The sequence below is a fragment of the Arachnia sp. genome, from assembly GCF_057238465.1.
Map to the genome: position 1 here is coordinate 89,640 of NZ_DBHHFZ010000001.1, position 13,501 is coordinate 103,140.

11 protein-coding genes are annotated in these 13,501 nt (G+C 66.6%); 6 read left to right on the forward strand and 5 right to left on the reverse strand.

Annotated elements, in window-relative coordinates:
- Nucleotides 1-17: 17 nt before the first annotated feature.
- The 6 genes from clpS to ACO6D6_RS00380 are packed head-to-tail and all read left to right on the forward strand — an operon-like array spanning nucleotide 18 to nucleotide 3,827.
- On the forward strand, nucleotides 18-341 hold the full coding sequence (gene clpS / locus ACO6D6_RS00355; RefSeq protein ID WP_484782359.1) for an ATP-dependent Clp protease adapter ClpS: 324 nt from the start codon (nucleotides 18-20) through the stop codon (nucleotides 339-341).
- A complete protein-coding gene (locus ACO6D6_RS00360) occupies nucleotides 338-889 on the forward strand; it encodes a DUF2017 family protein (RefSeq protein ID WP_484782360.1) in 552 nt (183 codons plus the stop codon). Before clpS ends, ACO6D6_RS00360 begins: the two co-directional genes overlap by 4 nt.
- Complete coding sequence (murI, locus tag ACO6D6_RS00365; protein ID WP_484782362.1) at nucleotides 886-1,689, forward strand: glutamate racemase; 804 nt, start codon at nucleotides 886-888, stop codon at nucleotides 1,687-1,689. The genes ACO6D6_RS00360 and murI overlap by 4 nt, the downstream gene beginning before the upstream one ends.
- 19 nt (nucleotides 1,690-1,708) lie before the next feature.
- Complete coding sequence (gene rph, locus ACO6D6_RS00370) at nucleotides 1,709-2,428, forward strand: ribonuclease PH (RefSeq protein WP_484782364.1); 720 nt, start codon at nucleotides 1,709-1,711, stop codon at nucleotides 2,426-2,428.
- Entirely contained in the window at nucleotides 2,425-3,033 is a 609-nt protein-coding gene (gene rdgB / locus ACO6D6_RS00375; RefSeq protein ID WP_484782365.1) for an RdgB/HAM1 family non-canonical purine NTP pyrophosphatase, read from the forward strand. Before rph ends, rdgB begins: the two co-directional genes overlap by 4 nt.
- A complete protein-coding gene (locus ACO6D6_RS00380; protein WP_484782367.1) occupies nucleotides 3,033-3,827 on the forward strand; it encodes a thymidylate synthase in 795 nt (264 codons plus the stop codon). The genes rdgB and ACO6D6_RS00380 overlap by 1 nt, the downstream gene beginning before the upstream one ends.
- Before the next feature lie 208 nt (nucleotides 3,828-4,035).
- Here ACO6D6_RS00380 and ACO6D6_RS00385 read toward each other — a convergent pair whose 3' ends face one another.
- The 5 genes from ACO6D6_RS00385 to ACO6D6_RS00405 all read right to left on the reverse strand — a co-directional run bounded on the left by ACO6D6_RS00385 (nucleotide 4,036) and on the right by ACO6D6_RS00405 (nucleotide 13,474).
- Nucleotides 4,036-5,106 carry an ATP-binding protein gene (locus ACO6D6_RS00385; RefSeq protein ID WP_484782369.1) on the reverse strand — a complete coding sequence of 357 codons (1,071 nt, stop codon included), beginning with the start codon at nucleotides 5,104-5,106 and terminating at the stop codon, nucleotides 4,036-4,038.
- Entirely contained in the window at nucleotides 5,103-8,084 is a 2,982-nt protein-coding gene (locus ACO6D6_RS00390; RefSeq protein WP_484782371.1) for a WGR and DUF4132 domain-containing protein, read from the reverse strand. The genes ACO6D6_RS00385 and ACO6D6_RS00390 overlap by 4 nt, the downstream gene beginning before the upstream one ends.
- 62 nt (nucleotides 8,085-8,146) lie before the next feature.
- Complete coding sequence (locus ACO6D6_RS00395; RefSeq protein ID WP_484782373.1) at nucleotides 8,147-10,135, reverse strand: SWIM zinc finger family protein; 1,989 nt, start codon at nucleotides 10,133-10,135, stop codon at nucleotides 8,147-8,149.
- Nucleotides 10,132-11,229 (reverse strand): VWA domain-containing protein, encoded by a 1,098-nt coding sequence (locus tag ACO6D6_RS00400; RefSeq protein ID WP_484782374.1) that lies wholly within the window; start codon nucleotides 11,227-11,229, stop codon nucleotides 10,132-10,134. Before ACO6D6_RS00400 ends, ACO6D6_RS00395 begins: the two co-directional genes overlap by 4 nt.
- Nucleotides 11,222-13,474 carry a DUF5682 family protein gene (locus ACO6D6_RS00405; RefSeq protein ID WP_484782375.1) on the reverse strand — a complete coding sequence of 751 codons (2,253 nt, stop codon included), beginning with the start codon at nucleotides 13,472-13,474 and terminating at the stop codon, nucleotides 11,222-11,224. Before ACO6D6_RS00405 ends, ACO6D6_RS00400 begins: the two co-directional genes overlap by 8 nt.
- Nucleotides 13,475-13,501 lie beyond the last annotated feature (27 nt).

A 13,501-nucleotide genomic window follows, 5' to 3' on the forward strand; every position in this document is an offset into this window, starting at 1 on the left:
TCGGTACGATGGCAGGCATGTGTCCTCGACCTGTTCCACCGCCTCCCCGCGCCGCCGAGGAGCAGACCGACAGCCAGGTGGCGGTTCTGGATTCTCCGCTGGAAACCCCGGCGGAGGTGTGGGTGACGATCGTCTGGGACGATCCCGTGAACCTGATGGACTACGTCACCCACGTGTTCTGCGAGTACTTCGGTTATTCGAAACCGAAATCGGAGGAACTGATGTTGAAGGTGCACACGGAGGGGCGTGCCGTGGTGTCGACGGGCAACCGCGAAGCCATGGAACGCGATGTCCTGGCGATGCAGAACTACACCCTCTGGGCAACCATGGAGCGGCAGTGAATGACTCCACCTGGGTTTTCCACGCGGGTGACGGACGTGGCCGGGTGCTGCGTTTCCTCGTGGAACGCTACGCACACGATCTGGAACCGCTGCTTCCCCGTGTCGAATCCGATGATCCCCTGGCCAGGCTCGACGCGGAACTCAGGGCCGAGTCGGTCTGTGACGAGGCCATCGCGGAGGAACCCGGGCTCGGGCGTTTCTTCCCGCCCGCCCTTCCCGATGCCGACGAGGCCGGCCAGTTCCGGCGCCACGCCATCGCGGGCCAGGCCCAGAACCGGCTCGAGGCCGCCCGGAAGGTGCTTGCCGCCCTGGAGGACGACGACCGGGCCCAGGTGGTGGTCGCAGGCCGGGACATCGACTCCTGGGTCTCGGTTCTGGCGGCGCTCAGGGTCCAATGGTATGTGGAACTCACCGGTTCCTCGGAACGGTTGGCGGAACCAACGAGGGAGGACATGGCCAACGACCCGGAAACCGTCGCCATCCTCGACTGGCTCGCGCTGCTGATCGAGGACGCGCTCCACGCCAAGTGGCGGGGGGAGAAACGGTGAACGGACGTGAGGCCCCGATCGGGGTTTTCGATTCCGGTTTCGGAGGGCTCACCGTGATGCGTTCCCTCGTGGACCAGCTGCCCAACGAGGATTTCATCTATCTCGGCGACACGGCCCGGGCCCCCTACGGCCCCCGGCCGATCGCGCAGGTCCGGGAGTTCGCCATCCAGGGCCTCGACCACCTGGCCGAGCGAGGGGTCAAAGCGCTGGTGATCGCCTGCAACTCCGCCAGCTCCGCGGTTTTGAGGGACGCCCGGGAACGCTACGATGTGCCGATTCTCGAGGTGATCCTGCCCGCCGCCCGGCGCGCCCTCGCCGCATCCGGCAGCGGCCGGGTCGGGGTGGTGTGCACCGAGGCCACGGCCATGTCCCGTTCCTACGATGATGCGTTCGCGGTGGCCGGGGACGTGCGACTCACCACCCAGGCTTGCCCGCGGTTCGTGGAGTTCGTGGAGGCCGGTATCACAGGGGGTGAGGAACTGCTCGGGGTGGCCCGCGAATACCTGGCTCCCCTCCAGGCCGCGAACATCGACACCCTGATCCTCGGCTGCACCCACTATCCGCTGCTCACCGGCGTCATCAACTACGTGCTCGGAGACGACGTGGTGCTGGTCTCCTCCTCGGACGCCTGCGCCCAGGACACCTATTCGCGGCTCACCCGCAAGGGTCTGCTGCACGACACCCCACGACACGCCAGCCGCCAGTTCCTGACAACCGGCGACGCCGACTCCTTCCAGGGCATCGGGGAGAGGCTGCTCGGGCGTTTCGTCCATGACGTCGAGCAGGTGGAGCTTCGCTGAACTCCGGTAGGTTGGCCCCATGATTCTGCGCATCGACGGCCGCCGGGCCGACCAACTCCGTGAAGTCCGCATCACCCGCGGGTGGCTCGACCACGCCGAGGGATCCGTGCTCGTGGAGTTCGGGAAGACCCGGGTGCTGGTTGCCGCATCCGTCACGGTGGGGGTCCCCCGCTGGCGACGGGACACCGGTCTCGGCTGGGTGACCGCCGAGTACTCGATGCTGCCCAGGGCCACCCATTCCCGCAGCGACCGCGAGTCGGTGCGGGGCCGGATCAGCGGCCGCACCCACGAGATCTCCCGCCTGGTCGGGCGTTCGTTGCGTGCCGTCGTCGACTACTCGGCGCTGGGGGAGAACACCATCGTTCTGGACTGTGACGTGCTGCAGGCCGACGGCGGCACCCGTACCGCGGCCATCACCGGCGCCTACGTGGCCCTCGCCGACGCCGTCGCCCACCTGCGGGAACTGGACGTGCTCAAGGGCGAACCGTTGAAGGATTCCGTCGCCGCCGTGTCCGTCGGATTCGTCGAGGGGGTGCCGCTGCTCGACCTGGCCTACGAGGAGGATTCACAGGCCGGGACGGACATGAACATCGTCATGACCGGGTCGGGGGATTTCATCGAGGTGCAGGGCACCGCGGAGAGGACCCCCTTCAACCGCACCGACCTTAACCGGTTGCTCGACCTCGGCGCCGCCGGGTGTGCGGAACTGACCCGGCTGCAACGCGAGGCCCTGGCGTGACGGGTCGCGTCGAGAAGGTGGTGCTGGCCACCAACAACCCCAAGAAGCTGGTCGAACTGCGCCGCGTCATCCGGGACGCTGGGCTGGCGGTGGAGGTGCTGGGGCTGGGTGATTTCGATTCCTGTCCCGAACCCGCCGAAACCGAGAGAACCTTCGAGGGAAACGCCTTCATAAAGGCCGAGGCCGCGGCCCGTCACACCGGTCTGCCAGCCCTGGCCGACGACTCGGGCCTCGAGGTGGACGAACTCAACTCCATGCCGGGGGTTCGTTCCGCCCGCTGGGCCGGGCCGGAATGCGACGACGCCGCCAACAATGCGCTGCTTCTGGCGCAACTGGCCGGGGTGCCCCCCGAGCGGCGCGGCGCGCGGTTCGTGTGTGCCCTGGCCCTGGCGCTGCCCGGCGGCGGCCGGCAGCTCTGGCGCGGCGAGATGCCGGGACGGATCGCCGAGGAGGAACGCGGCGACGGTGGTTTCGGCTACGACCCGCTGTTCCTACCCGAGGGCCGGACCTGCACGTCCGCGGAACTGACGGCCGCCCAGAAGGACGCCATCAGCCACCGCGGCAAGGCCGTGCGCGCCTTCGTGACCTGGTTGAAGGAACAGTGATGGAGATCTACCTGGATCTGCTGCGCCGCGTCATGACCGACGGAATCGACCGCGGCGACCGCACCGGAACCGGCACCCGCAGCGTCTTCGGCCACCAGATGAGATTCGACCTGACCGCAGGGTTTCCACTGCTGACCACCAAGAGGGTGCACACCCGCTCCGTTTTCGGCGAGCTGCTGTGGTTCCTGCGGGGCGACACCAACATCGCCTGGCTGCACGAGAACCGCATCACCATCTGGGACGAATGGGCCGACGAGAACGGCAACCTCGGACCCATCTACGGTTACCAGTGGCGTTCCTGGCCCACCCCGGACGGGCGGCACGTGGATCAGCTCGCCGACGTGATCGAGTCCCTGCGCAGCAACCCGGAGTCCAGACGGCATGTCGTCTCCGCATGGAACGTCGCCGATGTGGACGCCATGGCCCTGCCCCCCTGCCACGCCCTGTTCCAGTTCTACGTGGCCGACGGCAGGCTGAGCTGTCAGCTCTACCAGCGCTCCGCCGACGTGTTCCTGGGGGTGCCGTTCAACATCGCCTCCTACGCGCTGCTGACCCACCTCGTGGCGCAGGTGACGGGGCTGGAAGTGGGGGAGTTCATCCACACCCTCGGTGACGCGCACATCTACCACAACCACTTCGATCAGGTGACCGAGCAGCTGACCCGGCGGCCGCGCGCCCTCCCGCGGCTCGTGCTGAACCCCGGGGTGCGGGAGATCGACCGGTTCGAGCTGCCCGACATCACCGTCGAGAACTACGACCCCCACCCGGCGATAAAAGCACCCATAGCGGTGTAGGGGGCGCCGTTTCGGGAAGCCGGTTGATCCTCGGGGGCGGACCGGGAAGGTAGCGGGTCGTAAGGTGTGAAGCTGGTTGCGCCGGGCCGCAACGAAGGAGCAGCCCGGCTCGAAACCACATCTGGCGGCCGGGAAGCGCCCCGGCCACAGGTTTTGGAGCCTGCCCGACTGTTCGTGAAACCCACTGGGGTGGCAGGCCATCCCTTGGTCAGGGCAGGTGTTTGTACAGCTCCTGCCAGATACCGGAGCGTTTCTTGACGTGCCGTTCGCGGTAGGCGCGCAGCTTGGAGACGTCCTCCGGTTCGTCCTTCAGAGCCGAGGCGACGATGGCCTCCGCCAGCTCTTTGCCGCCCGGGGTGTCGTTGCCGAACCAGGCCGCGTGGACGGCGGCCGCCATGCCGGTGGAAACCGCCTCCGCCGTGGACATGGCGCTGCTCAGGCGTTCCACCCCCTGCCCGGACGCCTTCCCGGAACGCAGCTCGCGGAACACCTTGACCAGCACCTCGGTGGCGTCGCGGCCCAGACGGGCCGGGATTTCGGCGGCCCGCAGCATCGCATCGGTTTCGCGTTCCACCAGCGCCATCTCCACCTCGAGGTTCTCGATGGCGCCGATGGTCTCGAAGTTGAACCGGCGTTTCAAAGCGGCCGACATCTCGTTGACGCCACGGTCACGGGTGTTGGCGGTGCCGATCACGTTGAATCCCTGCTTCGCGTACAGGGTCCGGTGGGTCGCGTCCAGTTCGGGAATGGACAAGGTGCGATCCGAGAGCACCGACAACATCGAGTCCTGCACCTCGGGGGCGCAGCGGGTGATCTCCTCGAAACGCACCACCTTGCCCTCCGACATGCCCCGGTGAACGGGGGCGGGCACGAGGGATTTCAGGGTCGGTCCCTCGGCCAGCAGCATCGCGTAGTTCCAGGAATATTTGATGGCGTCCTCTGTGGTGGCCGCCGAACCTTGGATGGTCAAGGTGGTGTCCCCGGAGATCGCCGCTGCCAGCAGTTCGCTCAGCAGGGACTTGGCCGTGCCGGGTTCGCCGATCAGCATCAATCCCCGGTTCGTGGCCAGCGACACCACGCAGCGTTCGATCAGGGAACGGCGCCCCACATACTTGCCCGTGATCTCCTTCCCGTCGCCCAGCACGAACTCCACCACCGACTGCGCCGAGAGCTGCCAGCCGGGAGCGACGGGGCGTTTCTGTTTCCTGTCGCGCTGCTTCAGGAGCTTCAGTTCCTCGGCGTGACGAAGCTCAGCCGGTGGGCGTTGCATGTCGGTCATGTGTTCGACATCTCCTTCAAGGCGGCCAGGATCTCGGAGACGATTTTGGGTGGGGCTTGGTTCCAGGGGATGCGTTTGAGTTCTTTGGTGTCCATTTTGTCTCCCCAGCCGAGGTTTTTCGGGTCGTGGCAGCCTTTGAGGATGAAGACTGCTTCGATTTCTTGGTCTTCTTGGTCTGTCATGGGGCCCATCCACATGCCTGTGTAGCGGATTACTGCTGTGAGGTTGGCTGTTGGGATTGTGAGGGCGTGGAGGCAGTAGGTGCCTGCGTCGAGGGCTTCGCCTCGTTCCCAGCCGTATTTGTTGAAGGCTCCGATGAGTCTGGTGGCGGGGAATTTTCCTTTGGGTAGGTCGTGGAGTTTCGTGTCGTCGCCCTGGTTTTCTGGGAGGTGGAAGGTGGGTCGGTCGAGTTGTTTGAACGGTTGGGCGAGTTCGTAGTCGGCCAGTACCTCGCCCCAGGCGGCTTTGGTGGTGTCGTCCAGTTCCAGGGGGTGAACGATCCCGATGGAGCAGCCTTCGGTGTTGACGGGTTCGTCGTCGGGGTCGACGAGGTGGCCGTCCTCGTCGATGCGGGCGGTGGCTGTCAGGGTGTTTTCCGTGTCGTAGAGGCCCCAGATGATTCCTGCCAGGAGTCGTCTGAGGACGGGGTGGGGGGCGATGAAGCGGGCGTGGTCTTCCGGGGTCCAGCGGCGGTCTTGGATCATGGCGCGTTCGAAGCGTGCCAGTTGGACCTTCGCCAGGGTGGTGACAGCTTTCTTGACGAGGTTGTATTCGGCCTTTGCCGCCTTCGCTTGCTCGGAATTATCGCTTTTGTTGGGTGCTGGGAGGGTGCTGAGTACCTTGCCGGTGGGGTGGTATTCGGCATCCAGGAGGCGTGCGGCAAGTTTGCCTTCCGGGGTCACATAGGCCAGGAAGCGGCGGGTTCCGTAGTCGAAGATGCGGGTGCCGCGTTCGCCGAGACCTCCGTCGGGGATCACCCGGTCTTCGAGTTCGTCGCGGGTGAAGCCACGTTGGGTGGCGATCTCGTCCATCGCCTGGCCGGCGCGTTTCTTCAGGCCGGCGAATTTCACCTTTGCTGCGATCCCGGAGATCTGTTGCAGGGCTTCGTCCGATGCGACGTTGCGCAGCGCGGTGAGGCCTTTCACGGCCCGTTGGTGATGGCTTACTCCCGGCCATTCCCGGATCAGCGGGGTGAGGGTGTTGACGAATTCGTTGTCTCCCAGCCAGCCGGCTCCGGTCATCAACCACGACAGTTTCGCGGGAGCACCAGCAGCCAACCAGAGATTGAAAAGTGCCAGGGCGAAGCGATCCCGGCTGAGGCGATCGGCCCGGTCATGCACCGCCGCGGTCAACGGATGCCGCTCAGCGGTGCTCAAAGCCCGCAACAGCTCCTCCACCCGTTCGGCGCCCAGCCGGTACTGACCATCGATCAGGATCGGCGGCAGACCATCGGCACTGAACGGAAGATCCTGTGCCGCCGGTAGCTTCGGGGAGCTGCTGGCCTCCGTCCACCAGGCGGTGTCATCGGGTAGTTCCGGGGTTGCGGATTCGTTCAGGATCTCCTCGATGACTGCTCGGGTGCTGCCCTTGGTCTGCTCGACAACGCCTCGGATCTGTTCGGTGGGGATCTCCCTCAGCAGAGGAGCCAAGGCATCGGCCTGGGAACGAGTGAGATCCGCAGCCAAGACCTGGGGCAGGTGAGAGCGCAGCCAATGCGTCGCAACATCGGCCGCCTTGGTTTTCAGCGCGTCCAAGAACAAACCGGCCATTCCCGGGCCGTGCCCCACTTCAGCAGCCGAAGTCAGCATTGCCTGGGAGGTTTCCCGGGCCTGCTGATCAAGCCAGCTCAGCAGCAGGCCAAAACCTTCCCTGCCGGTTGCCACCAACCACGGCACCACACCACTCCACTCGACGACCCGCGCTCCCGTGCGGCGAGCGAAAGCGACCCGCTCGGTGGGCGTGGGGAGCACCAACCCAACCAGGGCGAAGCTGTGGAAGTCGTCGTGCTGCAGGTGAATCTTCGGCACGGCTTCCAGCAGACTTCGAGCCTCATCCTGATCGAGAGAGTCCAACCCGGCAGCTGCGAAGACCGAATGGTCGATTATGTCGTAGCCGTAGTACTGCCGGGCGCTGAGTGGTGCGGGTAGAGGCGACGGCAACCCTACTCGGGCCGCGGTGATGTCGGCATCGGAGAACATGGTCAGGAGAGGACGAAGAACCAGCGCTCCTTCGACGAGTTTGCCGAGCTCGGCTGCGCATTTGGCGAGCGGAGCGCGCCAGTTGGTGCGCAGAATCACCTTCAACCAGGTGGGCCAGTAGAGCGTGGTATCTCTGCTGTAGCTGTATTGATTCTTCTGATTCGCCTGGTATTCCTTTTCCCTGATTTTCTGGAGCTCTTTCAAATGCTTCACCCACCACGTGATCCGTTCTGGACCGGGCATTTTGTCGAACGGGGGTTCGGTGAACCGCACTCGCAGCATCCGGGCGTAACCGTCGCTGTAGGGTTCGAACACGACGATGCGTTTGGCCCGTTCCAGCTCGGCCTCGGGATCGAAAGGTGAATCGTCGACCTCGATGCTCACCTCGGCGTTGATGTCGTAGGCGCGTTCGAAAGGAGTGAGCACCAGCCCCAGATCATCCGCGTCCAGGTCCGAGACCTCGAGGGGAGCGCCGACCGGTTCGGCGATCCTCTGCTCCGCGGCTCCGGTTTCGTTCTTCTTCCTCCCGGGCCGGGCGGCCTCCGTGGTTTCCAGCTCCTCGGTGGAAGCCGTGGCGTCGTCGGTGTAGCCCTTCTTGATCTTCGCGGCCACCTGCTTCTTCGCCTCGGTGAGGGCCTTGTCCGCGGATTCGTACTGTTTCGTCCTCGTCGTGCCTGCGGTTCCGCTGCGACCGTAGCGGACCGTCACATGGTCCTCGGCCACGTCGATGTACCAGAATTTGTCAGAGCCACCTTCTGTCAGGTGCAGGCGTCGTTTCATGGCAGGGAAGCTTAGAGGCAGGGGCTGACAAATATTTTCGCGGTCTTCCCCAAGGGCAGGGCTCACGCCAACGGGCCGCCGAAGGCCGAGATCAGCAGCAGCTCCTCCACCCGGGCCGGGTCCCGGTGGTCGAGGAAAGCCCGGGTGTGGTCCGCGATCAGCTGGCTTCCCGCCGCGCGGGCCTTCCGGACGAAATCGCGCCATTCGCGGTCGCGGAGGTGGATGCGGTCGGCACCCGCCAGCAGAAGTTCCCCCAGCAGGGAGTCGAGCCCCCGCAGCAGGGCCCCCGGGCTGGTCAGCGGCGCATCCCCGGTCCCGGTTCGCCAATCGACATCCGTCGCGACGGGTTCTGCCACGTGCGGCTGGAGAGGGACACCGTCCCCGACCAGCAGCAACGGATCCACCACGACCCTTCTGGCACCCCAACGCCACCTTCCCGAGACGAACGCATCCTCGGGGAAATCCTTCTCCCAGCTCAGCAGGCGAACCAGGGTGGCGCGCACGCTCCCGTCGCGGCGGGCGGTGTGGCGAAGGGCCAGCTGGAATAATTGCCCATCGGCGTCCCGCAGGTCGGCCACGAGACTGGAAATGCCGGGGTCGAAATGGATGTTCCCGACGCCGGTCGCCCGGCAGGCGGCCAGGTCGGTGCCTGCGGAACGATCATCCAGCACGGCGGGCAGTCGGGTCTGCTGGGTGGCCAGCTCGGCGATGGTCTCCACCCGGAACGGTGCCTCCAACTGGTCCATCGCGCCCGCGGGAAGACCCACCGCCGACCTGTTGGTGTGGGAGAAATCTCCGTGCCCGAACATCCGGCCGCCCAGCGACATCACCTGCCCACCACCCCAGCTGCCGATGGTGATACCGGAGACCAGGCCGCCCGCGAGCTGCGAGGAGGGCTTGTGCTCCTCGTCGGTGATCCGTTTCGTGACCCGCATCGGAGCGCCGCTTCGGGCATCCACCAGGTGAGCGATCAACCGGCACTCGTCGTCCAGTTCGACGAACTCGGTTCCAAGGCCGATCAACCGGGCCTTCGACACCCGCGTCTGCTGGGCGGGGGAACCCGCGACGAGCCGATCCGGGATCCGATCCGGTTCCGGATTGCCCAGGGACATCACCCGCGCCAACAGCTCGGCGGACAACTCGACCAGCCGCGACGGGGTGAATTCCTGGCTGCGGGCCTCGTAACGGGCCAGTTCGTCCAACAGCTCGTCCAGAACGTCGGCGACGTGATGCAACTCGGCCTCACGGGCCCTGACCGACAGGCGGCGCCAGACCCCACGCAGGTTCCGGTGCCCGGACTCCGCCCCGACCCTCACCAACTCACCGACCGCCCCACGGATCCCGGAGAGCAGGGATGCATCCGGTCGCCACTCGTCCCCCACAACGGACACCAGACCGGTGTCCCCGAACTGCCTGCCCGCCGCGGCAGCGACCGCGACCGCGACGTGAAGACACGGATCGGGGTCGTGGCAGGTGCAGCGCACGTAGTTGAGGTCGGCGCCGGCCAGGAAACGCACCGACACGGGGGTCGGGTGGTGGATCCGTACCACGGAGATTCCCCTGATGCTCCCGACATGAGCCAGCAGGCCCTGCCCGGCCAACTGATCGGCCCGCCTCAGGGCGGCGGGGGAGAGAGCGGCCCTCAGGTGTTCACGGGGGATGTCGGCCGGGTTGAAGACGGCCTCCGGTTCCACCTTCCCGGGGGCTGTGGCCCCGGGAGTCTCCGGCCCGGGCAGGTCCGTCGAATCCGGCTCCTCTTCCTCGACGACGCCCGGCCCGGAGCAGGCGGCCTGATAGTGCAGGATCGCGCGGACGATGTGGCGGCAGTTGTTCGCGGCCAGACAGGAACAGGTCCACTCCGCGAAGGGCCGGTTCGCGTACAGGACGCAGGTGGTTCCGTCGTCCGAGGAGGCCGTCACCGTTCCGTCATCGGCCTCGGTGACGGTCAGGGACGCAGCACCGAGTTCCTTCCGGGCCCGCCGCAGGGTGCCCTTGTTGGTCAGGTCCTCCAGCGCGGCATCGTTCAAACGGAGTAGGTCCGGGCGGCTCACCGGATCACCTCCGCCACCCAGTCGGCCAGCTCGTACGGGGTCATGACCCCCACCCGGGCTCCCCGCGCGGCCAGCCGCCGCCCCAGCTCCTCGTCGAAGGAGGCCGCCCCGTTCGTGGTCAGTGCGCCCAGGATCAGCACCTTGCTGCCGCCTTGGATCATCCGGGTGACGCACTGGACCAGGTCGTGCACCGAGCCGCCCTCGTACAGGTCCGTGATGAGTACCACCATGGCCCTTCGCGGTTCGGTGATGAGCGATTCGGCGTAGCGCATGGCCCGCGCGATGTCGGTGCCCCCGCCGAGCTGCACCTTCATCAGCGTCTCGACGGGATCGGCGATGTCTGATGTGAGGTCCACCACCGAGGTGTCGAAGGCGATCAGATGGTTCTGCAAGGCCGGAAGTCCGTGGAAGATGGAGGCCGTCACGGCAGAGTGGATCACGGATTCGGCCATCGAACCCGACTGGTCCACCACAACCATGAACTGCCACTTCTCCGACTGCCTGCGGGTGCGCGAGTAGAAGATCGGCTCCGAGATGACCAGCTGCTGCGTCTCTGCCGAGTAGTTCTTCAAGTTGGCGCGGATGGTGCGCTTCGGGTCGAAGTTCGCCGCCACCTTGAAAAAACTGCGCCGGTTGGGGTCGCGTCGACCCGTCAGCGTGCGCCGGATCCTGGGGCGCATCTTCTCCACCAGGTCCGCGACGACCTTCCGCACGATCTGCCTGGCTGCCTGCAGCACATCGGAGTTCATCAGGTGTTTGGTCTGCAGGATCGCCTGCAGCAGCGTCTCGGAGGGCTCCACCCGTTCCAGGAGTTCCTTGTCGGTCACCAGCTCGACCATGCCGTAACGCTCCAGGGCGTCCTCCTCGATGGTGCGGACGGTGTGTTTCGGGAACAGGGTGTGGATCTCGTTGATCCATTCCGGAACGGTCAGCCTCGAGGCCCCGTCCCCTGCTCCGGTGCCGCCGCCCTGACCCTCCCGGTCATACAGGTACCCCAGGGCATCGGAGCGGGCCTGCTGCTGGGGATCCAGGTCCCCGAGCCGTTCCGAACCCCGCCCCAGCACCAGCCGCCAGCGTGTCAATCGTTCATCCATGCCGCCTCCCGAGGAAACGATCCAGCGATTTCGCGACGGCGGACTCGAACTCCGCGATGGCGGTTGCGTCCTCGGCGGAACCGGAGAAATCCAGGAGCGTCGATCCCGCAGCTTCTCCCAGTATGAGCTGCGCAACCTGGAAACGTTCGCGCTGAGTGTAGCGGCTGAACGCGCGCCGCAACCCCGGCAGGGAGGCGAAGAACGCTGCATCGTCCAGGCCGGTGAGGATGTCGTCGAGGCGGAGCAGGGCGTCCGGACGTCGCAGGGCCGCTTCCCGGGCCACCCCCAACAGGCCCGCGACGAAATCGCCGAGCTGCTCGGGAAGCGCGATCACGGACAGCAGCTCGGCGATCTCCGGATCCGGGCGAGCCCCGGCCAGCCACTGGGCGCCCAGGGCGGCTCCCCGGACGGTGGGTGCCTGACGGTCGTCCGCCACCACCACCGAGAGGGCCTGGTGGTAGCCGTCGATGTCGTAACCCAGATCTCCACCGACCCGTTCCGCGCTGTCGGTCAGCTGGTACAAGGCCTGGATGAAATCCTCCAGCCCCGGTCCCTCCGGCAGCGGTGAGAGGCGTTCCAGCAGCCGCACCGACCGATCGAAGGCCGTGATCAGCAGGCGCCCCAGATCCGCGCGACCGGTGGCTCGCAGGATCGGGTCGTAACGGTAGAGCCGCATCAGCACACCGGCCGCGGCACCGATGCCCATCAGGTTTGCGGAAGTGGCCAGCAGGGTCTCGGTGCGGGCCTGGAGACTGACCGACAGACGGGCCACCCCGCACAGGGCGGCCTCCAGGACGAGATTCGCGGCGGCCGCCGGGTCCGAGGTGATACCGGCGGCGCGTTCCAGCAGACGAGCGGTCACCGCCTGCTCCCGGTTGCCCCCGTAACGGGCGACCTCCACCAGGGATCCCTCGAAGGCCGGGGTCCACACCAGGAACCAGCGTTCGATACCGTCATCGTCCGCGCTGGCGGTCAGCCTGATACCCGGGATCTCCAGGGCCACCAAGGAGTGCAGCAGCTGTGAACGCCGCAGCCCGAGGTCGTTCGACAGGTCGGCGGACTCCTCTCGTCCCTTCGGTTTGGGAAGCAGCCCCAGGGCCTCCAACCCGGCGCGGAGTTCGAGTGTCAGCGGCGGTTGCCGGGTGCCCGCGGCCAGACGTCCGAGCCGGTCACCGCGCAGGGCGTCGTTGACGTGGAGCAGCAGCGGGTGCTCCTTCCCGGAGTCGTCCTTGACGAGGGCGGTCGTGATTCCCTCGACGAGATCGGTGCGCCAGATCTGCTGATGCCCCCGCAGCTGTGCGAGGGCCCCGGCGGTGGCCTGCACCGCGATCAGGTCGGCGGGGGAGACGAACTGTTTCGCCCTGCGCAGCTCCAGCACGACCTGCCCCAGGAGTTCCTCACTGGTGTCACGCCGCCCCTCGGCGCGGTCCCGGTACAGACGGTCGTAGAAACCGGGATTCGGCTGGCCCGCGTCATAACCGTCGAGGGCGTCGAGCGCCGCGTAGGAGGTGGGGGTAAGTGCGATGCCGTAGCGGTCGTCGTCGGCCGGTGGCACCCACACCTCCACCGGCTCCACCTCCCTCGACAGCAGCGCCTCCAGCCCATCGACGTGAGCGGCCCCGCACACCACCAGAATGTCATCGCCGAAACGCCGCCGGGCGTCGGTTATCCGTTGCGCCATGTGCGCCTCGCGCGCCCTTGTCTCCGGATCGGGTTCGCCGCGCAGGATCGACCCGAGCAACCCGATCCGCTCCCGGTAGGAATCCAGCGACAGCTCCGGGTCGATCTCGACCAGCTCGTCGATCAGGCCGGACATGTCGTCGACACCGAACTCCCGGATCAGCTTCTCTGCGGCCTCCTCGGTGACCGGGGTCTCGGCGTAGCGGTTCTCCGCCACGGCGATGTCCGCGAAGGCCAACCAGGGCAGGTCGATGAACTCGACCGGCACCCCCGCCCGGTGTGCGGTGCGCAGGGCGACCCATTCGGGGCTGTAGTCGGTCAGCGGGTAGAAACTGCCCCGGCGGATGCCCCAATCCGTGCTGTCCTCGGGGGCATCCGGGAACATTGGTGCCCACGAGTAGAGCATGACCGGCAGCTCGTGGTCGAGCATCAGTTCCTCGATGCGCTGGTTGTACTCGGTGGGGCCCTCGATCAGCACTGCTGCGGGTGGGCGGTCCGTGATCCGCTGGGCGACCAGGCGCGCCGCAGCCGGCGAATGATGCCTGACCCCGAAGAACTCGACCACGCAGCAATTCTGCCCGAGGGCTCTGAC